The 20822-nt window shown below is 42.6% G+C and carries 11 protein-coding genes; 7 read left to right on the top strand and 4 right to left on the bottom strand.

Going from position 1 to position 20822, the window contains the following annotated elements:
* The first annotated feature begins 2 nt into the window (after positions 1-2).
* Entirely contained in the window at positions 3-1031 is a 1029-nt protein-coding gene (locus ACESPU_RS10610; protein WP_121772212.1) for a histidinol-phosphate transaminase, read from the top strand.
* Positions 1032-1065: 34 nt separating this feature from the next.
* Here ACESPU_RS10610 and ACESPU_RS10605 read toward each other — a convergent pair whose 3' ends face one another.
* The gene (locus ACESPU_RS10605) at positions 1066-1650 is read right to left on the bottom strand and encodes an RNA polymerase sigma-70 factor (RefSeq protein ID WP_008773734.1); all 585 of its coding nucleotides are present in this window, start codon (positions 1648-1650) and stop codon (positions 1066-1068) included.
* Positions 1651-1757: 107 nt separating this feature from the next.
* On the opposite strand from ACESPU_RS10605, the gene ACESPU_RS10600 reads away from it, so the two are divergent.
* The 4 genes from ACESPU_RS10600 to ACESPU_RS10585 all read left to right on the top strand — a co-directional run bounded on the left by ACESPU_RS10600 (position 1758) and on the right by ACESPU_RS10585 (position 10678).
* Complete coding sequence (locus tag ACESPU_RS10600; protein ID WP_022191762.1) at positions 1758-2702, top strand: FecR family protein; 945 nt, start codon at positions 1758-1760, stop codon at positions 2700-2702.
* Between the two features lie 42 nt (positions 2703-2744).
* Positions 2745-6194: a TonB-dependent receptor gene (locus ACESPU_RS10595; RefSeq protein ID WP_034532058.1), complete on the top strand. Its 3450-nt coding sequence runs from the start codon at positions 2745-2747 to the stop codon at positions 6192-6194.
* An 18-nt stretch (positions 6195-6212) separates the two neighbouring features.
* Positions 6213-7847 carry a RagB/SusD family nutrient uptake outer membrane protein gene (locus ACESPU_RS10590; protein ID WP_087342423.1) on the top strand — a complete coding sequence of 545 codons (1635 nt, stop codon included), beginning with the start codon at positions 6213-6215 and terminating at the stop codon, positions 7845-7847.
* A 71-nt stretch (positions 7848-7918) separates the two neighbouring features.
* On the top strand, positions 7919-10678 hold the full coding sequence (locus tag ACESPU_RS10585) for a GH92 family glycosyl hydrolase (protein ID WP_036618462.1): 2760 nt from the start codon (positions 7919-7921) through the stop codon (positions 10676-10678).
* 103 nt (positions 10679-10781) lie between these two features.
* Here the strand turns inward: ACESPU_RS10585 and ACESPU_RS10580 are convergent, their stop codons facing one another.
* Positions 10782-10952, bottom strand: coding sequence for a hypothetical protein (locus tag ACESPU_RS10580; protein WP_005854067.1), 171 nt, complete (start codon positions 10950-10952; stop codon positions 10782-10784).
* A gap of 137 nt (positions 10953-11089) precedes the next feature.
* Between ACESPU_RS10580 and ACESPU_RS10575 the strand changes: the two genes are divergently transcribed.
* On the top strand, positions 11090-11827 hold the full coding sequence (locus ACESPU_RS10575) for a 1-acyl-sn-glycerol-3-phosphate acyltransferase (RefSeq protein ID WP_005867165.1): 738 nt from the start codon (positions 11090-11092) through the stop codon (positions 11825-11827).
* A gap of 9 nt (positions 11828-11836) precedes the next feature.
* On the opposite strand, the gene ACESPU_RS10570 is transcribed toward ACESPU_RS10575, so the two are convergent.
* The gene (locus ACESPU_RS10570) at positions 11837-13324 is read right to left on the bottom strand and encodes a capsule assembly Wzi family protein (RefSeq protein WP_057326829.1); all 1488 of its coding nucleotides are present in this window, start codon (positions 13322-13324) and stop codon (positions 11837-11839) included.
* 59 nt (positions 13325-13383) lie between these two features.
* Complete coding sequence (locus ACESPU_RS10565) at positions 13384-14388, bottom strand: alpha/beta hydrolase (protein ID WP_195603242.1); 1005 nt, start codon at positions 14386-14388, stop codon at positions 13384-13386.
* A 628-nt stretch (positions 14389-15016) separates the two neighbouring features.
* Between ACESPU_RS10565 and ACESPU_RS10560 the strand changes: the two genes are divergently transcribed.
* Positions 15017-20809, top strand: a complete 5793-nt coding sequence (locus ACESPU_RS10560; RefSeq protein WP_158595471.1) for a CARDB domain-containing protein — start codon at positions 15017-15019, stop codon at positions 20807-20809.
* Positions 20810-20822: the final 13 nt, after the last annotated feature.

Here is a 20822-nt window from a genome sequence, read left to right as displayed (position 1 = left end):
ATATGTTATACGGACACGGTGATGATTTTTATAACGCAAAGAACGAGGTAAAGATAAACTTTAGCTCGAATGTGTGGCACGGAGCTAATTTAGATAAACTGAAGGAACATTTGATCGAGCATTTTGATAAGCTGACTCGTTATCCGGAGCCGGATGCCGCTACCTTGAAAAGATTGTTGGCCCGCCGGTATGAGATCAAGGAGGAGAATATCGTAGTGACGAATGGTTCGATCACCGCTTTTTATTTGTTAGCGCAAGCTTGGCGAGGCGCGAAATCCATGATCGCTATTCCTTCTTTCTCTGAATATGAGGACGCTTGCCGTTTGCATGAGCATGAGATCTCTTTCTTCCCGACATCGGACGATTTATCAGAGTTATCCTTGGAGGGACAGGATTTCTGTTGGATTTGTAATCCGAATAATCCGGATGGAAAGCTGATCCACCGTACGGAGCTTCTCCGTTTGATCTCAGCGAATCCGCAGACTACCTTCATTATTGATCAGGCATACGTGGCTTTTACGACGGAAGACATGCTAAAGCCGAGTGACGTGAAAACGCATAAGAACTTAATCCTTGTCCAGTCTATCTCGAAGGCTTATAATATCCCCGGCTTGCGTATCGGTTATCTGGTCGCTTCTCCGGAGATCGCGGAGAAAGTGAACAAGTATATCATACCTTGGTCGGTAAATGCTATCGCTATCGAGGCAAGTAAATATATCTTGATCCATCCGGCGCAATTTACGTTGCCGATCCGTAAATGGCAGCGTGAGACCGCGGATTTTATTTACCAATTAAGTAAATTGGATGGCTTGGAGGTAATCCCGACCTCTACGACTTTCTTCCTTGTCCGTTTGAAGAAGGGTACAGCCGCTGATTTAAAGCAATTCCTTTTAGATAATTACGGAATCTTGATCCGTGACGCTTCGAATTTCCGGGGCTTGGATGAGACTTATCTACGGCTCTCTACCCAGAAAGCTGATGAGAACCAGCTTTTACTTGAGGGGGTAAAGATTTGGTTGGACCAACGATAAACGACTATGAAGGGGAGGGGGGAACCCCTTCCTGTTAAAAAAGCCAGCCGATAAATAGAGGTAGGTAATCTTTTAGCTCTGTCTTTAGAAGTTCTGTTGCCTTGTTCTTGTATCTTTCCACGGTTCGTATGGATATTTGCATTTCCTCTGCGATTTCTCCATAGCTCTTATTCTCGAAACGATTCTTCTCGAATGCGAGCCGATAGTTCTCCGGTAGCTTGTCAAGGGCTTGTCTTAATAACGTTTGCAGTTCTTCCCATGTGTAGAGTTCCTCACTACTTTCCGCATAGATCGGGATTTGTTCTTGGATGAGCGATTCGTAATATCTTTCATGGTTGCGTTGCAGATAATTTAAGCAGTGATTTCTGGCGCAAGTGACGAGATAGCTACGTGCGGAGGTCTTTACTGAGATACGGCTGCGATTTTCCCAAATAGCGAAAAACACGTCCTGCACGATATCTTCTCTTGTTTCCTTATCTGTGATAAAGCGTTTGGCGTACATACAAAGTGCCGGATAATATAACTCGAATAAGCGGTGGAAGGCGAGCCTATTATCTTCAGTCGTAATTTGTTCTAAAAGTAAATCGACATTAATAGCCTTGGTATGATTTCTTTCCATGATGGGGCAAAGGTATATATTTTTGAAGAGAACAAAATTAAAAAAACTCATTTTCGCTGTCGTGTTTTTCTTTAGAGTGTGTCTCTATAAGTAAAGGAAGAAAATATATGGAAAGAAAGGTAGAACATAAAAGTGTGTCACGTCAGGTAGAGGAAATTAAAGCCTTGTCTGAGGACATATTAGAGTATCGGTCGATTGACGTGCAAAAGGCATGGCTACGAATGGAACGTCGGGTAGGGCGGCAAGCTGTCAGACGAACTTTGTCGCTGCTTTTTACTCGTGCGGCAGTTATATTGGTGCTTCCGTTGTTATTTTCTTCGTTACTTTTCTCCTATTTGTATTATGCCACAAGATATGACGAGAAGTCCCAGCCTGTCGTTTATGCTGAGGTTAACTCCCTGCCCGGAACGATTACTCGGTTTGTGTTGCCAGACCAGTCTGTCGTATGGTTGAACTCGGGTAGTAAATTGACCTATCCGTCGGTGTTCGAGGAGAAAGAGCGCAAGGTGTTACTTTCCGGCGAAGGATATTTCGAGGTGGAGGCCGATCCGGAACATCCCTTTTGTGTATCAACTTCCGAAGGTTTACGGGTGGTGGCCTATGGAACAAAATTTAATGTCAATGCCTATGCTGACGAACCTTTTATAGAGGCCGTGTTGGAAAAAGGAAAGATTGACGTGATCCGGAATGATGAACGTATCCGATTGGAGCCGAACAAACAGGCGGTATTGGATAAGGAGAGCGGTACTTTCAGTGTTTCTGCGGCCAACCTGGAGGAGAAAATGGATTGGAAAGGAGGACGGATAGTTTTCCGGAATACTTCTTTGGATAAGGTGTTGAAACGATTGGAGAAACGATATAACGTGGAGATCGTATTGCATAAGAGCGGGAATGCGGAGTATAAATATCGGGCGACCTTTACTACGGAGACTTTGGAACAGATCTTGGATTATTTGAAACAGACTGCTCCTATCGAATGGACATCACGAGAGCCTTCGCAACGTCTGGATTCCTCGTTTGTTCGCCGGAGGATCGATGTTTATCAAAGATAATTGGAAATCTATACTAATATATTGTGTAATCATTAAATCTGTATGCTCATGAGCACATTTCATTTACGTAAGAGAAATCTTGCGCGGTGTTTACCTAATTCGGGCCGTATACTGAAACTTAGTACGGCATTTACATTTTTGACAGCTTTCCAGCTATATGCGGGAACATCTTCTTCGCAAGGAATGACACTTTCCTTGTCGTTGAAGAACGCAACGGTAGAACAAGCGATTGATCGGATCGAACAGGAGACTGGTTATTCTTTCTTGTATTCCAATCATGTCCTAGACACGAACCGTCTTATCAGTTTGAATGCTAGCAATAAGGATATAAGTGTGGTCTTGTCACAGGTTTTCGACAATATGGGGGTCGAATACAAGATTGTGGATAGGCAAATCATTTTGTCGCGTAAGGTGGAGTCCGCTCCTGTCGTACAGCAACAAGGCCGTAAGGTACAGGGTGTCGTATTGGATCCGAGTCAAGAACCGATCATTGGTGCGAATGTCTTGGTGAAAGGAACCTCTATTGGTACAATCACGGATATTGATGGTCGTTTCACGTTGGAAGTACCTGATAATGCGGTACTGGTAGTTTCTTATATCGGTTATTTGTCTATGGAGCTGACTCCGGGCTCGAAGACGGATCTGACGATATCTTTGAAAGAGGATTCGCAAAACTTGGACGAGGTTGTAGTGGTAGGTTATGGCGTTTCTCGTAAAAAGGACTTGACGGGTGCGGTTTCGGTCTTGAAGATCGATGACTTGAAAGATACACCGGTATCCAGCGTAGACCAAATGATGCAAGGTAAATTATCTGGCGTGAACGTGATGCCGGATAATATGCCGGGTGGTGGTGTCGCTGTCCGTATCCGTGGTTATAGTACGATTCGTAACAATGACCCTCTTTATATCATTGACGGTATTCCCGTGGATGGGGGAATCAATTTCTTGAATCCGAATGATATAGAGTCCATGCAAGTATTGAAAGATGCTTCCTCTGCTTCTATTTATGGAGCGCGTGCCGCCAATGGTGTTGTTATCATTAATACGAAAAAGGGAAAAGAAGGACAATTCAATGTGAATTTAGATGCGTACTTCGGTGTACAAAAAGCGGCTAAACAATTGAAGATGTTGAATGCGCAGCAATTTGGCGATATGTTGTGGCAAGCGATGAAAAACGACGGAAAGACACCTTCACACGATGTTTATGGAAACGGTGATCAAGCGGTTGTGCCCGAATATCTGGATAAAGATCATAAGATTCCTTCTGATGACGTGGATTGGGTAGATGAGATTTTGCGTGCCGCTATCGTTCAATCCTATAACCTTTCCTTCACGAAAGCCGATAAGAAATCCAATCAATTGTTTTCTTTGGGGTATTATGATCAGCAGGGATTGGTGAAGTTAAGCGATTTCAAGCGTGTGAGCGGTCGCTTTAATTCCGAGTATAAATTGTTCGATGACCATCTTCGTATCGGGGAGAATATTTCTCTTTCTCATTCTTGGGGTACTAGTGTCTCCAATAATGCGGCGTTGGGAGGAACTTTGTATGAGGCCTATAAGTTCCAGTCGATCACACCGGTGAAGAACTTGGAGGATGAATATGCGGGAAATGTCTTTTCGGATATTCCTAACCCGATGGGAAAGTTGCATAGAAATAAGGATAACAAGGATAAGAAGAGCCGCTTGGTGGGTAATTTGTACGCAGAGCTGCACTTGTTTGACGGATTTATGTTCAAGACTTCTTTTGGTGCAGACTATAATAATCTATACAGACGTTCTTTTAGCCCTAAATATGATGAGATCAACGCTTCTGAGAAATTAAGTGGTTTGTCTAACCGGAATGCATGGAACTTCAACTGGGTGTTCACGAATACCTTGAACTATACCAAGACATTTGGCGATCATACGATCAATGCATTGTTGGGTCTGGAGTCGTTGAGAAACCGGTATGAGTATTTTACGGCTTCGAGAGATGGTTTCCCTTCGGATGATCCTAACTTCCATTTCTTGGATGCGGGCGATGTAGGAACCCAAAAGAACTCAGGGTCTGCCACGGAGTATAGCATGGTCTCTTATTTCGGCAAGATCGATTACAATTATCACGATCGTTATTTGGTCGCTTTCACTTTGCGTCGGGATGGATCTTCCCGTTTGGGGAATAATAAGTGGGGTAACTTCCCGGCCGCTTCGGTGGGATGGCGTATCAGTAATGAGCCATTCTTTGATGTGGAGGCTATCAATAACTTGAAGCTTCGTGTCGGTTGGGGACAAAATGGTAACTCAGATGTTCCTTCTTACGCAACGATCGATTCCTATAAGAGTAGTTCATCTACCTCGAATTATCCGATTGATGGAAGTCAAAGCTCTGTGGATTTAGGATTTGTGCAGACTCGTAATGGTAACGCTAATTTGAAGTGGGAGACGACCACTCAAACCAATGTTGGCTTGGACTTAGGTTTTTTAAGCGGTGACTTGAATTTGACATTGGACTTCTTTAATAAGGACACCAAGGATTTGTTGTGGCGTAGAGCCTTACCAGCTTCGATCGGAGGAACGAACATGACGGTTTGGGATAACGTCGGAAAGATGAATAACAAGGGTTTTGAGATGGAGGTGAATTATCAGAAACAGATCAATCAAGATTTTGGCTTCTCTGTAGCATATAATTTCTCTATCATCAAGAATAAGATGACAGAGCTGAATGGCGTGGATTATATTGGTCTTTCCAGCAGCGAACTTCATGGACGAAACTTTGACCAAGAGACCTCTCGTTCGGCGGTAGGACAACCGATCGGCTCTTTCTTCGTGTATGAGGCAGATGGCTTGTTTCAAAACGACGCAGAGATCCAAAACTATAAGAATGATAAGGGCGAGCTGTTGCAACCGAACGCTAAACCTGGCGATATCCGCTTTAAGGACTTGAACGGTGATGGAGTAATCAATAGCGAGGATCGTGATTTTGTAGGTAGCCCGCTGCCTGATTGCAGTATGGGTCTAACGCTTGGGTTCAATTATAAGAACTTTGATATAAGTGCGTTCTTCCAAGGGGTATTTGGTAACGAGGTTTATAATTTGACAAATTATTTGGGTGAGTTCTATAATCAAGCTCAGTATAATAAAAACTCTACGATTCTGGATGCTTGGAGACCGGATCATACGAATACGGATATACCACGTGTAACATTGGATGACCCGAATAATAATATCCGGCCTTCTACTTATTATATTCATAACGCTTCCTTCGTTCGTTTGAAGAATTTGAAGATTGGTTATACCTTGCCGGATCGGATCGCATCTAAATTGAAATTGAAACGTACCTATATTTATTTACAAGGACAGAACCTGTTTACGATAACGGGCTATAATGGTATTGATCCGGAGGTGGGTTTACAGAGCTATTCTTCCGAGAACCGAAATTTGGATATGGGTGTTGATCGTGGCGTATACCCGTTGCCAAGGACATTCACCTTAGGAGTTAATGTTAATTTTTAATTGAAAATCTGATGTACGATGAAAAAGATAGTTAGTTTAGTTGTTGCGGCTTTAGTGATGTGCTCTTGTGCCGATTCTTTTCTTTCTGAGGAGCCTGTAGGGGAATTTATGCCCGAGCAGGTAGAAAGTGAGGAAAACATAGAGGGAATCGTGATAGGTGCTTATGCGGTATTGGATGGATATTATGCTTCGGATGCGATCAACTCCGGTTGTTCGAATTGGCAGTTTGGGGATGTCGTATCTGACGATGCCTATAAAGGGGGTGGAGGTACCGGTGACCAAAACCAGATTCACTTGATGGAAATCTTTAATGCCAATCCGACGGGTATCGATTTTGAGGCTCGTTGGGCTGCTCTTTATGAGGGTGTAAAGCGTTGTAATCAAGCGATTCGTTTGTTGAGCAATAGTACGGTAAAGAACAAAGAGCAACGTTTGGCGGAAATGCGTTTCTTGAGAGGACACTATTATTTCAACTTGAAAGTCATCTATAATTTGATCCCTTGGATTGATGAGACGGTGGTTGATCCGAATGAGTATCATACGAAATCGAATATGGAGTTTACGTCCGACCAGCTATGGGAAAAGATTTTGGGGGAATTCTCTGCCGCTTATCAAGTCTTGCCAGAAAGCCAATCAGATTATGGACGTCCTACCAAAATGGCGGCAAAAGCTTATATGGCTAAGGTGTATTTATATCAGTCGAAATGGAAAGAGTGCCTAAGTGCTTGTGATGAGGTGATCCAGTCCGGGAAATATACGCTGTATCCTGATTTCAGGGAAGTGTTCTTGCCGGAGAATGATAACAACTCAGAAATTATTTTTGCGGTTCAGTTATCTATTAACGATGGAGCGTCCAGTAATCAAAACGGAAGTTATGGCGATCGTTTGTTACCGCCGGGAGGTCCTTATCCAACTTATGGATTCTTGCGGCCGACTCAGAATTTGGTAAATGCTTATAAGACGAATGAAAACGGCTTGCCTTATAATGATGGTAAGGATGTAGCGGAAAGCGACTATGTGGATGTTCGTTTGGATCATACCTTGGCTCGGCCAAATATTCCGTTTATGGATGTACAGGTGTATGATTGGACTCCAAGAGAGGCTAGCGTATATGGCCCGTATAGTCCGAAGAAACGTTTGGTATCGTTGAACTCTACCCATTACTCTCCGATATGGCCATATGTGAATGCGTTGAATTTTTACGTGATTCGTTATGCGGATTTGCTGTTGTGGAGAGCTGAGGCCGCTATCGAGACCGGTGATTTGGAGACTGGACGTAAGTATATTAATAAAATTAGGGAGCGTGCAAAGAATACACAGCATGTCAAGCTGTGGGATGATCAGTCGCAAGATGCCGCTAATTATAAGGTGGAGATTTATACCGAGCCATTTAAGTCGAAAAATGAGGCTGTGCAAGCATTGCGTATGGAAAGACGTTTAGAGATGGCTCATGAGGGTATCCGCTTCTTTGATTTAGTGCGTTGGGGTATTGCGGATGAGGTTCTCAATGTGTATTTTGAGAAAGAAAAAACATTCCGTTCCCACTTGCAGAATGCTCGCTTTGTAAAAGGGAAGCATGAGTATTTTCCTATACCTCAATCTGTTATAGATATTTGTGGTGCTGAGGTAATGAAACAGAATCCGGGTTATTAAAGTTTTATGAATGGTTGAAAGAAAAGGCAGTGCCCGTTTGGGGCTGCCTTTTTTATTATTTTTGTATAGAGATGAAACAATTGAGATTTCTTTTATATCTGTTGAGTTGGGTTGTTTGCTGTGAGCTATCTGCGACTCCCCATAATATCGCTTCTTTGGCGAAAGTCTCTTGCTCTTCTGCGTTAACGCAGGAACAAGGTTGTGAGAATGTAGTGGATCAGGTGATTCGTATTGCAGGAAAAGGAGAGTGGGTCGCTAAAACAAAGTTGGACTTCCGGGGGCGGGTGTATCCCTATCCTTGGATTCAATTGGATTGGGAAGAGCCCATTTATACGAATCAAGTCATATTATATGATCGGGTAGATAAGGACAGCCATACGGCGGCCGGTACGTTGTTCTTTAGCGATGGAAGCTCAATCACGGTCAACCAGATTCCTAATGATGGAGCACCGAAAGTGGTGACGTTTGAGACTAAAAAAATAGAATGGCTTCGTTTTCAGGCGACAGATGGGGAAGGACGAGATTTAGGTTTGTCTGAGATAGAGGTTTATCCCGCACCGGAATCTTATACAGATTATGTCTCATGGGTTAATCCGTATATCGAGACGGCTAAGGGGCGGTATTTTTTCTTTGTTACAGGAAGCTTGCCTTTTGGAATGATCAGTTCCGCTCCGTTAACCCGTAATATCAATCAGGGAGGAGGAGGTTATAATTATAACTCTACAACGGTATTAGGTTTTCCGCAAATTCATAATTGGATGATTTCTGGCTTGTCTCTGATGCCAGTAAAAGACGAGGTAGATGTCTGTGGGGGGGATAAGGCTTGGCGTTCTTCTTTCTCCCATGAGGGTGAGATCGTTCAACCCGGCTATCATCGTTTATTTTTGGATTCCTACAAGATATGGGTGGAACAGACCGTTACGGATCGAGTGGGGCTTTATCGTCTTACGTATGCGGAAGATGGTTTGGCGAAGGTCTTGGTGAACTTGGGAGGTCATATCGCTACTTCTACTTTGTTGAATGCTCATGTGACTAAAGTGAGTGATACGGAGATCTCCGGATATTTTGATACAGCCGGTCGTGTATGGGGCGGTGTGGATGTTGCGAAAGTGTATTTTGTCGTTCAATTCAATAAGCCAATCGAGGCATTGAATGGTTGGGTGGGCGATAAGAAGGAAATGGGAGTTGGACATTTTACGGGTTCTTCCGAATTAATTACCGTGCCTAAGTCCTCTTTTAAACAATCTCCTTCTTCTGGCGTAGAAGCTTGTTTTGGATCTTTTAAGGCTGGTGATGAGCTGTTGTTGAAGACCGCTATCTCTTATGTGAGTGAGGAAAACGCCCGTGAGAATATAGAGCGGGAATGTAAACATTGGGATTTTGATCAAGTTAAGAGTGCGTCCGAGCGTATTTGGAATGAGTGGTTGGGAAAAATTGATGTGCAAGGTGGTTCTTTTCAGCAAAAGACCAAGTTTTATACCGATTTGTGGCACATATTGTTGGGGCGCCATAAGATAGATGATAGCAATGGCGAGTATCCGGATTATTTGTCCGGAGGAGAACGTATTGGAAAACAAACAAGGATACATACGATTGCTCCTAAATTCCAAGTACGGACTTTGCCTAAAGATAAAACAGGAAAATCAAGGTTTCATATGTATAATTCAGATGCTCTATGGTTGACACAGTGGAATTTAAACACGTTGTGGGGACTGGCGTATCCTTCTGTTCTAGACGAGTTTTCCGCTTCTTTTATCGAATATGACAAGAATGGAGGTCTATTACCTCGTGGGCCGTCCATAGGGTCTTATACTTATATTATGACGGGCTGTCCGGCTACCTCCTTGATTACTTCCGCTTATCAGCGGGGGATATTTCATAAATGGTCGCCCAAGGAGGGATATGCGGCTATGAAAAGGAATCATGAGAAAGGTGGTATGCTTGCCTTTGATATGGATAAAGAGTTGGAGTTCTATATTAAACATGGATATTGCCCAGAAGAGGCTGGCTTGACTATTCAATGGGCCTTTGAGGATTGGGCTTTGGGAGAAATGGCGAAAGCTATGGGAAAACTCAAGGATTATAATTATTATAGAAATCGTTCCTTGGGCTGGCCTGCGTCTTGGCATCCGGATTTGAGGTTGATGATGCCTAGAAAAGAAACAGGAGAGTGGGTCCATTTGGATCCTTTGTCCGAGCGTGGGTTTGTACAAGCCAATGCTTGGCAGGCTACTTTTGGATTATCTCATGACATTGAAAGATTGGCTCGTTTGATGGGAGGTAATGACAGCTTAGCTACTCAATTGAATTATGTGTTTGAGATGTCGAAAAATGCAAGATTCCTGTCTAGTTATGTTAGTTATGCCAATCAACCCGGTTGCTCGAATGCGCACGTTTTCTCACATGTAGGAAAGCCTTGGCTGACTCAATATTGGGTGCGTCAGGTCGCTAAACAGACCTATGGTGATATTACGCCAGAGCGAGGCTACGGCGAAAATGATGAAGATCAAGGACAGATGGCTGGAATAAGTGCACTGATGGCTATGGGATTATTCAGTTTGGATGGAGGCTCTGCCTATAATCCGATGTATGATATTACAAGCCCTGTTTTCAATGAGATTACGATTCGATTGGATTCTCGGTATTATAAAGGGAACGAGTTTAAGATTAAAGTACATGATAACTCCCCTAAGAATTGTTATATCCAGAAAGCTTCTTTGAACGGAGAGATGTATCATAAATATCAATTGCCGCATACCGTATTTGAGCAAGGTGGCCTTTTGGAATTATGGCTTAGCGATAAACCAAACAAGGAATGGGGAACTCAATAACGATTTGGGCATATCTCTCAATTTGCATGATGATTCAAAAAAGGATGTGCGAAACAATGAGGCACATCCTTTTTCATTTCCTTTTAAATCTAAGTAGCGTGTATTATTCTACTCGTTTGTTGATTACGATATGACCAAAATAGCCAAGGAGAACCAATCCCAGACCTGTAAGTAGAATACTATTTGTCATACCACCGGTAAAAAACGGTACAGCCAAAACTGCCGCACCAATAATGAGTACGATCACTCCTAGATTTTTAATTAACTCATTCATGGTTATAGATATTTTATAATTATTTTCTTTTCTACCGCAAATAAAGCAATAATAACCCGATCGTGAAAATATTTTCGGAGAAAAATAATGAAACGATTGAAATTAGCTTCTATATTTGTGTTATAATATAGTTACGTATGGGAAGAATACTTTACATAGTTTATTTGTGGCTGTTTTTTGTACCTGTATTTCTGGTACTGACTATACTTACGGCTGTGACGGTTATCATCGGTTGTCTATTGGGGGGAGAGAAAATCTTCGCTTATTATCCGGGTATGATCTGGTCTCGATTGACTTGCTATCTGGCGCTTTGTCCGGTGACGGTAAAAGGGCGTGAGCATATAGACCGGAAACAATCGTATGTTTTCGTAGCTAATCATCAAGGTGCGTTTGATATTTTCTTGATATATGGTTTCTTAGGCGTTCCCATTAAGTGGGTGATGAAGGCGGGTATCGCTAAAATTCCATTTGTCGGGACCGCCTGCCGTGCGGCCGGTTTTATCTTTGTCGATAATTCTACGCCGAAGGCTGCCGCTCGTAGTGTTTTGGAGGCGGAGCGTTGTCTTCGGAACGGGGCTTCCGTGGTTGTTTTCCCGGAAGGTTCGCGTACGTATACCGGAAAAATGATTCGTTTCAAGAAAGGGGCTTACCAAATGGCTCTGGATCAGCATTTGCCTATTATTCCGATCACCTTAAACGGGCCGTTTGATGTTTTGCCGATCGGGTCGTTGAATGTCCATCGTCATCGGATGGAGATGGTGATCCATCCGGCGGTTTCTACCGAGAATATAGACACTTCCCACAAAGGAATGCAAGCGTTCGCTGATCAGACTCAAGAAATCATAGCATCTGCCTTGTGGGAAGAATATAAATAATTTAGGTTATTATTTCCAGCTTTTCAAGATGCCACGTTTCGCTACTTTCAGGCTGAATCCGAAGTTATCGCCGAACATGGAACCGGCATCAGCTGCCAAAGACCCTGTAAATTCCCATCCCGATAAACGGGGATGTTGATAAGAGATATCTAAAAGTCCGGAAGCTCCTCTTTTCTTGCTAAGGAAAGGGGTGACATGTCTACCCCAACTATTCATCACGGTGACTAATACCCGATAAGATACTTGTGAGGAGATAGCGCCTTCAGCACCGAAATGCCAGTCACGAACACGGTTGTTCTTGAATCCTAATGAACCGGCCTCGTTATACTCTGGGCTTGTGATCAGAGGAGAACCTATCGCCCGGTTAAAATAAGAGGCTCCGGTAGTGTATTCTCCGTTGTTATAATAATCATCACCACCGCCACCTACGCCGGGATGTAGGTCGTGATCAAAATCGATGAAGTGGAACTGTCCGCTTTGGTCTCTTGTAACCAGATACTCCACGACCACCTTACGCAACCACGGAAATTTTGGTAAATCCAATTGTCCTCCCCATAATCCGTCGGTATTGTTTACGAATATCATACCGGATTTATCCTCGAAGAAATGTTGGTAATAGGCGGATACTTGCCAGTTAGGTTGTGTAAAAGCCAATTTGAAATCGTAAGAGCCATAATGATTACCCAGTACGTTGATTTGATCGGAGACTGTTGCGTCGCCACCACCTTCGCTGCCGCAAATAACCCGGATAAGGTCCTTGATGGATTGAGGCTGCTTTCCGATCTTAGGATTGGTTGAGGTTCCTCCCCATTGTGCCCAATGCTGTACTCCGATTACACCGGATAACGGGAAGTCATTGCGTGTATCCTTAATCTGTACAAATAATGATTTATGATGCCATAAAACGTTATCTACATAAGTCTGCTTATTGTTTGTGAAGTTAGCCAGATAATCCTTATCGAAAGAACGACCGACGGCAAAGTCTCCTTTGACTTGCATCCAGCCTTTCGTTAAAGGAACGACGGTAAATTCCGGAATACTGATGTTCACTTCCGGAATCGGGCGGGCATTGGCGGATTGTACGATATCGCCCGAGCTAAGCCAACGATCCCAAAGTGAATTATAGCGTTCCTTGCTTCCTACACTCAATAGCAAGCATTTGTAACCTAACTCGGCATATATTTGTTGGATAAAGAAATTGCGATGACGAGGAACTGCGGCCACTACGTCTAATCCGGCTCCCCAGCGAAAACCTTTGCCAAAAGTTTGATTATGGAATACTCCCGCATTCAAATATCCGTTATTCGCTTCCAAAGGAACAATTCCGTATCGATTGCTAACCATCCAGAAAGGGGTATTGTCGCCACTAGCTACCGATCCGAATATTTCGGCCTTGTAGGTAGTCGCTTCCGGAGTTGTCTCTTCTTCTTGAGCGAAACTAGCCGTTGCCATCCCCAGACAAGTCAGACCTATAAAAATTGATCGCACTGATTTCATGTATATATAAATGTTTTGTCTGGGCGCAAAGGTAAGGATTTATATGTTTGGTGCAACCATTATTGTTTCTTTAACCACTCGAATATAGTTTGATAGGCATCGTTCCGATAGGGCTTTTGAGATAGGATCAGATCGTGGATGCCGTTTGGAATGGTATCTCTCGTGACTTTGTCTCCTAGTTTCTCCCCGTATTTTTGAATGTCTTGAACATCCAAGACGATGTCGGAGGTCATGTATTCCTCATGCCATGTCTCTGTTTCCGGAAAAGATTTGTTGGAAGACATCACTAGTATCGGACAATCCAGTTTTAACCCTTTTTGTACCGTCTGTTGCGCTTCTTGTATGGCTTTGATCCATCCGGCTTTTTTCGGATGCCCGAATATCATTTTCCAGTTCGTGTCAAACTCCCATTCTCCTTTATATTGCTTAAGCAAGCTATAAGCGTAATTCGGGTCACCCAGTCCTTGTACGGTAAGATTCGGGAATAGCCTCCCGACAAACGCAACGGTTGGCAGTACGACTTTCTCCATAAACCATCCGAAATTCCAATCCAGAAAAGGGCTGTTCAAGATAAGTCCGTCTATCGGTAACTCCCCTTTCTTGCTATTCAAATAATAAGGTGTGATCAATCCGCCTGTAGAATGCGCCATTAATAATATCCGTTCATTACCTTCAGACCGGATGGTGGCTAAAGCGGTATCGATATCAGCGAAATACTCTTTTAGGCTCTTGCAAAAGAACGGGTTTTGATTGGGTAATATCGAACGTCCGTATTTCCGCAAGTCCATCGCATAGAAATTATATCCGTGAGCGTTTACGCTATCCCCTAATTGTTTCTGGAAAAAATAGTCATTATAGCCATGGATATACAGCACGGCCTGTTTTACGCTATCCAGTTGAGGTTTCTTGACCAGTGTGCAAACCACCTTCCCCTCATAGTCATCCGGCATCTGGAAGGTACGGCGTAAATAACCATTCCCCAATATATCGGGTACGTATTGAGCGTATACCGCAAATACGAAGAGGCAGAGGAATATGATGATACTTGTTTTTCGTTGTGACATAATATATAATGTAACGGTGTTGTTCCCTATATAACTAAGGAGGCAAAGATAAGGTTTACGAATTGAAATTTCTCGTAATTCAATAAAATAACCGGGTAACTGTGTCAAATATCACTTCACCCAATATGGATCGGGGCTAAGTAGTAATACACTGTATTCCAAGATGAATTCCAGACAATAAGCCTGCGATTGTATGGATTTGTAAGTCGCTGAACATTAGTGTCCTAAAAGTATGATTATGTTTTGGGTAAAACACGTACGTGTTTTTGCGAAAAGTCGTACATGTTTTTAGGGAAACACGTACGTGTTTTCTATAAGTCATCCAACAAAGAACAAGGGGGGATGTAGAAATATACAATAAGTCTCCCCTTGTTGGTGGAGATTTGATACTGATAGGTATGAAAGGCAAGATTATTGCAATTTAATAAGAATGTTTCTTTGCAAAAAGTAAACGGATGAACACGAAAAATAATACTTTATCCGTGGAAATCGGACGCTTATCTGTTAGATGGACTTGGAGGGTTGTGCTGAAAGATAAAAATGTTTTTCTTTATAAAATTTAATAAAGCTAGAGAGAAATTTAGAGAGAAGTGATAGCTTAGAATACAATTAACAAATATAAATGCTTATGAAATTACTATTTACGCTTTTGCGACAATTCGGAAGGAGGATGTGTGAACTTTTGTTTTGTATCTTCTGTATGGGTTTATTTTCTTCTCAAAGTGATGCTCAAACAGTGCCTAAAAAGAAAGGAGTGTTACGCTCTCTCTCCAATTCGCTTCCTTATGGATATACTCAATTGGGTAACTCTACTCTATATTATAAGCAAAATTCAGAGTCGATAGATCTTATCGGGCAGTTCTCGGAATTATACTATTCTTCTACGTATGGAGACTATGGATACAGTAGTGCTATGAAAGTGGATGATAATAGGGCCATTAATATTAATAGCCTTGACGGAACGATCAGTGATGGAGTGACTGTGAAAATTACATTAGAAGAATACAATGGGCTTGCGCAATTTAATTATGTTGTAACGAATGCAAATGATACAGAGAAAAAGTTTTCTTTAGGCAGTCGGGCTGATGTAATGATTGGTAATAACGATCGTGCCCCAATTACCCGTAAGAATTATCTGGATGGTACCACCTACGGATTACAAATGGCTTACGATCATTCAGAATTTACATCTTCTTTAGTATTGTTATTAGGATCGGGAATGGATGGTGTTGTTCCGGTGGATAATTATTGGTTTGGCTATTATTATCTGAACTCCGATTTAGAACAGGTTGTTGGAAACTATGTAGAGACAGGCGATAATCTTTACGAAGAAAATGGGTCATACGATAGTGGTTTGGGCTGGTGTTGGAAAAATAAAGTCTTGCCTCCCAATAGTACGACTGTCTATTCTGTATTGATCGGAGTTGGTGACGTGACGCTTTTGCCAATGGTTCAAAATTTGGATATATCAGCAAAGGATACTATTCAATGGAATGAGGTGTCTCGTTCTCGTCAGTATACATTGTCTGGTACCTATTTCAGTCCGGCAGCTCATAAAGGGGTAATCTATTATTCGATAGATAATGGTACTTGGATACAATTGACGGACTCTTTAGCCTCCGAAACAGAGATCAATAAGACCTTCACTGTATCATTTGCCTCCGGTTTGCCTGTTCATACGATCCGGGTTTGCGCCAAGGATCAAGCGGGAGCTTATTCTCCTTTTTATACAACAAGTTATAAAGAAGTTTCTTCTTTGTTGGTTAATGGTCTTGAAGAGGTAGAATATACGGGTAAACCCATTACGCTGCCATCCCTTGTATTCAGGGATCCTCAAAGCTCGGTTACACTTGAGCCGGATAAGCAATACACTTATTATTATTCTGACAACGTGAATGCGGGACAAGCTTCTATTCATGTACAAGGAGTTTATCCTTATTCGATTGGTGAGAACATCGTTTCATTCAATATATTACCGACCACACTTAGCGGTAATCTTACATTACCTGTAACCAACTTTGTTTATACCGGAGCAGAGATTACGCCGACAGTCCAATATGTAGACGATAAGTATGCTGATTTGAAAGAAAATATTGATTACATATTTGTTTACACCAACAATAAATATCCAGGAACGGCAACGGTTACCCTGAAAGGCTGTGGAAACTATAAAGGTGAAGTGTCCGCTTCGTTCGAGATCGTAAAAAAAGAGGTGGAAAAAGCTGATTTGACTATCAAAGATTTTTCAGGTGTATTTTATTATGACGGTAATCCGCATCCGATCGTGTTTGACGCTTTAGAAGGATTGGGTGCCTATACCGTTTACTATGTGGATAAACAAGGCAATCGATCTACGGAGGCTCCGACGGCGGCGGGGGATTATAATGTATCTGTCGTCTTTGAGGAAGGTGATTGCTTTAAGGCTGCATCCATTGAGAATGTATTGAGCTTCTCTATCCGGATGATGTCAACGATCAAGAATACCATTCCGGAAAATAACGCGTTGTTATCTTCTTCAACAGTTGTTTTCTCTTGGCAAGGAGATGAACTTACAAAAAGTTATGACATATATCTATGGAAAGAGGGTGATCCGGAACCTTCGAAACCTGTCGTATCCAATTTTCAAGCGATTCGTTATCAGAATTCTTCTTTTTGCGATTATGATAATCGATATTGCTGGAAAGTGGAAGGGTATGACGGGAACCGGAAACTTAATAGCCAGAGTGAAATATCAACTTTCACGATCAGACCTACGGCGAATTTACACGTGACGGGCATTGAATGTGGAGAGGCTTGGGCCGGACAAACCTTAAACGTTTCTTGGACAGTGAAGAATGATGGAAAGGAAAGTACAGGGGAGGCTACTTGGAAAGATTGTATTTGGCTGGTTTCTGATTTATCAGGAGGTATATCTGATAGTCCCCTAAAAAATGTATCGAATATAAAGGCTCTCTCTTCCGGGGAGTTTTATTCAAATACAACTGAACTCCAAATTGATGAGCGTATCGCCGGAGATTACTATGTGGTGGTGGCTGCGGATATAGATTGGATGAATACGATTGATTGGTCTCCGGCCGGAAACGTAATCCCGGATCCTTATACTCCTTCTTTAACAGGAACGCCTTATCCCTATTTAACTGCATCTTTCTGGGGTGGTAATGTGGTAGAGGCCGGAGAAGAAAAAGGATGGAGTGATAACTTCTTTTATAAGAAGATCTCTATTCAAGTCCCGAATTTGCCGGATTTGCAGGTGTTGTCTGTTATCCCTCCGGATAACTCTTTGTCCGGTCAATCAGTGATGGTTGCGGCTACGATCGTAAATAAGGGAGGAGCCGCGACAAAAGCAGATGCCTCTTGGTATGATGAGATTTTCATTAGTCCAACTAATGTTTTTGATGAGACAACGGCAAAATCGTTGGATAAGATCTACCATCAAGGCGGTTTGGGCAAAAATGAGCAATATACAGTGCCTTTTGAGGTTACGGTTCCTGCGGGTTTTAGTGGAGATTATTACTTTTTTGTAAAGACAAATACGTATAATGAGGTCTATGAGCATGCGTTGAGTGAGAATAATATGACAGTAAGTGAGAAGACTCTTCATGTGATAGCTTCACCGACTTCCGACATACAAGCGATTTCGGTGACTTTACCTTCCGGAGGGGGAAGTGCTGCTCCATTGGCGATACAGGGTAAAGGAAAAAATGTTGGGCTCATGGATACGGATGTTTCCTATTGGACGGATTATGTATTTGCTTCCCGGAATGGCGAAGCATTAGATGCTTCCGCAAAGAAAATAGGGGAGATCCAACATTATGGGTTTGTTAAACGTGGAGAGGAATATGATATAAGCGGGTCTGTTTCTTGCTTGGATTTGACGGATGGTGATTATTATATTTATATAAAGGTAAATGGTGACGGTCGGGTTGCAGACAGCGATCTTGGGAATAACGTAATTCGTTCCGCTTCGACACTGAAAGTGGAACATGCGGATTTAACGGTTACGAATGTAACTATTCCTGAGGTATTGAATGCGGGATGCCGTTATCCAATTTCTTGGACAATCCAAAATAATGGGGCTGATGTGGAACATTTCACGGTTTCCGATCTCATCCAATTCTCTGATCTAAATGGGATGGAAATAAGTAATGTGACGGCTAGTCATACGCTTTCCTTGAAGAAAGGAGCCTCTACTACGTATGAGACCCAATTGTATGTCCCCGTTTTGCCGGATAATACAAAATATCAACTTTCCGTGAAAGTAAATAATGATGGATTGTTGCCGGAAAAATCAATAATAAATAATACGTCTACGGCAATGACTATTCAGTATACCCGTTATAAAACGGATGAAAATGGTAATCCGATAATGGATGAACAGGGAAATCCAATCGTGACACCGATACAGGATTTATCGCTTCTCTCTGTTTTCGCTCCGACTTCTTTGCTGACAACATCAACTGATTTCAAGGTTTCTTGGGGAGTGGAAAACTTAGGAGAAGAGGCTTGTTCCTCTTGGACTACCTCCATCTATTTAGAGGATAATGGGCGTGTATTATTGGAAACCATACAAGGAACTTCCTTGGAGATTGGCGGTTTGTATAAAGGGGAGACTACGCTTTCTATACCAGATAAGTATGCTGCGGCTACCCATTTGATATTTGAGACAAAAATAGGAGAGTATGTATCGGATGCTAATTCTGCGGATAATATGCTTCGGGTTCCTATCCTCGTGAAATCGGCACCATTACCGGATTTGCGGATAAAGAATATGCAGATTACCGCACTTGTAGCAGGACAGAATGCTACGTTAACGTATGAAGTGGAAAATAAGGGTGCCGGTGATACCCGGATCGAAGAGTGGACTGACCAAGTTTATTTAACGGGAGCAAACTCATTGACGGATGCGATCAGTGGAAAACAGGTTCGTGAAAAATTGGCTTCCGGTGATTCTTACAAGGGATCGATCACGTTTAAGGTCCCTTCAGAATATGTGGGGAATTATAACTTGTTCTTGAAAGTGGATCAAAATGATCTTCTATATGAGGGGGAAGAGAAGGGAAATAACGTGATGCAGGCATTTGTCTCGGTACTATCTCCGGGCTCTATTTCTACGGATTTGACGGTGAAAGAGGTTACGGCTCCTTCTTCATATACGGTAGGCGATGAGGTTTCACTTAGCTGGACGATACAAAATGGAGATCTATATGCTGCGGTAGGAGATTTGAAAGACGCTGTTTATCTGTCGAAGGATGAGGAATGGGATGTGTCGGATATGTTAGTTGGTACGGTGTCCGGTTCTGTTTCTATCCAACCGGGAGAAAGCGTGAAGCGGACTGCTACCGGAATTATCAATTCCGTAACACCGGGAAGTTATTATGTGATCATCCGTACGAACCAGCTCAATGCGATTAAAGAGACGGATTATACTAATAATGCTGCTACGGCTGCCGTTGTTTGTAAGGTAGGTTTCCATGATTTAGCGGTAGGTAGTAGCGTGACGGTGGACGGACAAGGCTTTTTCAAGTTGACTGCCGAGCCAGGAGAATCTTTGTTGCTTCATCTGGAGGCGGATGGTACGGAAAAAGGCTTTAGTTTGTTTACGGCTCATGACAAGGTGGCGACCGTTACCGAATATGATTATTCTTCTGCCCAACCGAACAATCCGTATCAAGAAATCTTGATTGCGGAGATGAAACAAGGTTCGTATTATATACTGGCCCAACAGCAAGAGTTTGTTTCTGGTGTCGAGAGTAATTTCACTTTGGGAGGGGATCGTCCGGAAGTGGAACGAAAGCGAATGACGTTGTCTTCCCAATTGCTTCAGTTTGGTATTTCCCGTATGGATAAACCGGAAGGAGGAAATGGCGGTTCGGTTACTTCTGCGGTAATGGGTGCCAAGTTTGATAGTATTATGGATTATCGCTTGAAGCGGGATGGAAAGCTCTTGCCGGCAGAGGCGGTTTATTTCCAAAACACATCGGAGGCCTTGGTTACTTTTAATTTGAATGAGCTAGCGACTGGTACGTATGATGTGGTGATCGAGAAAAATGGAGGCGTAAAGAAAGAAATGAAATCGGGTTATACGGTGGTACAGGATAGTCCGAATAAACTGTTGACAAAGATTGTCGCTTCTTCCAGTGTCCGTTTTAGTACAACGAATCCTATTACGGTTGAGTATGCGAATGATGGACTTTCGGATGTGGTGGTGTCTGAACTCTTATTGGTGAGCGAGAATGGTCATCCGATAGGTTTGACAGCGAAAGAAGCGGAAAAAGGCGAGACAGAGCTTCATCTTCCGATCGTTGAGCCAGGGACGAATAAACCGGCTTCGATCGCTCCGGGAGGAAAAGGCTCGTTTACGATTTTTACGCATGCCAATTCTATGGAATCCATTTCTTTACAACTTTATATTATTAAATAATAAACACTACTAT

Source organism: Parabacteroides sp. 20_3 (genome assembly GCF_964238835.1).
GTDB lineage: Bacteria > Bacteroidota > Bacteroidia > Bacteroidales > Tannerellaceae > Parabacteroides > Parabacteroides distasonis.
This window is presented reverse-complemented; position numbering and strand designations above follow the sequence as displayed.

Bases quoted from the DNA above. Each gene is read 5' to 3' on its own strand.
- ACESPU_RS10610 (WP_121772212.1), top strand. From the start codon at position 3: ATGTTATACGGACACGGTGATGATTTTTATAACGCAAAGAACGAGGTA.
- ACESPU_RS10605 (WP_008773734.1), bottom strand. From the start codon at position 1,650: ATGGAAAGAAATCATACCAAGGCTATTAATGTCGATTTACTTTTAGAA.
- ACESPU_RS10600 (WP_022191762.1), top strand. From the start codon at position 1,758: ATGGAAAGAAAGGTAGAACATAAAAGTGTGTCACGTCAGGTAGAGGAA.
- ACESPU_RS10595 (WP_034532058.1), top strand. From the start codon at position 2,745: ATGCTCATGAGCACATTTCATTTACGTAAGAGAAATCTTGCGCGGTGT.
- ACESPU_RS10590 (WP_087342423.1), top strand. From the start codon at position 6,213: ATGAAAAAGATAGTTAGTTTAGTTGTTGCGGCTTTAGTGATGTGCTCT.
- ACESPU_RS10585 (WP_036618462.1), top strand. From the start codon at position 7,919: ATGAAACAATTGAGATTTCTTTTATATCTGTTGAGTTGGGTTGTTTGC.
- ACESPU_RS10580 (WP_005854067.1), bottom strand. From the start codon at position 10,952: ATGAATGAGTTAATTAAAAATCTAGGAGTGATCGTACTCATTATTGGT.
- ACESPU_RS10575 (WP_005867165.1), top strand. From the start codon at position 11,090: ATGGGAAGAATACTTTACATAGTTTATTTGTGGCTGTTTTTTGTACCT.
- ACESPU_RS10570 (WP_057326829.1), bottom strand. From the start codon at position 13,324: ATGAAATCAGTGCGATCAATTTTTATAGGTCTGACTTGTCTGGGGATG.
- ACESPU_RS10565 (WP_195603242.1), bottom strand. From the start codon at position 14,388: ATGTCACAACGAAAAACAAGTATCATCATATTCCTCTGCCTCTTCGTA.
- ACESPU_RS10560 (WP_158595471.1), top strand. From the start codon at position 15,017: ATGAAATTACTATTTACGCTTTTGCGACAATTCGGAAGGAGGATGTGT.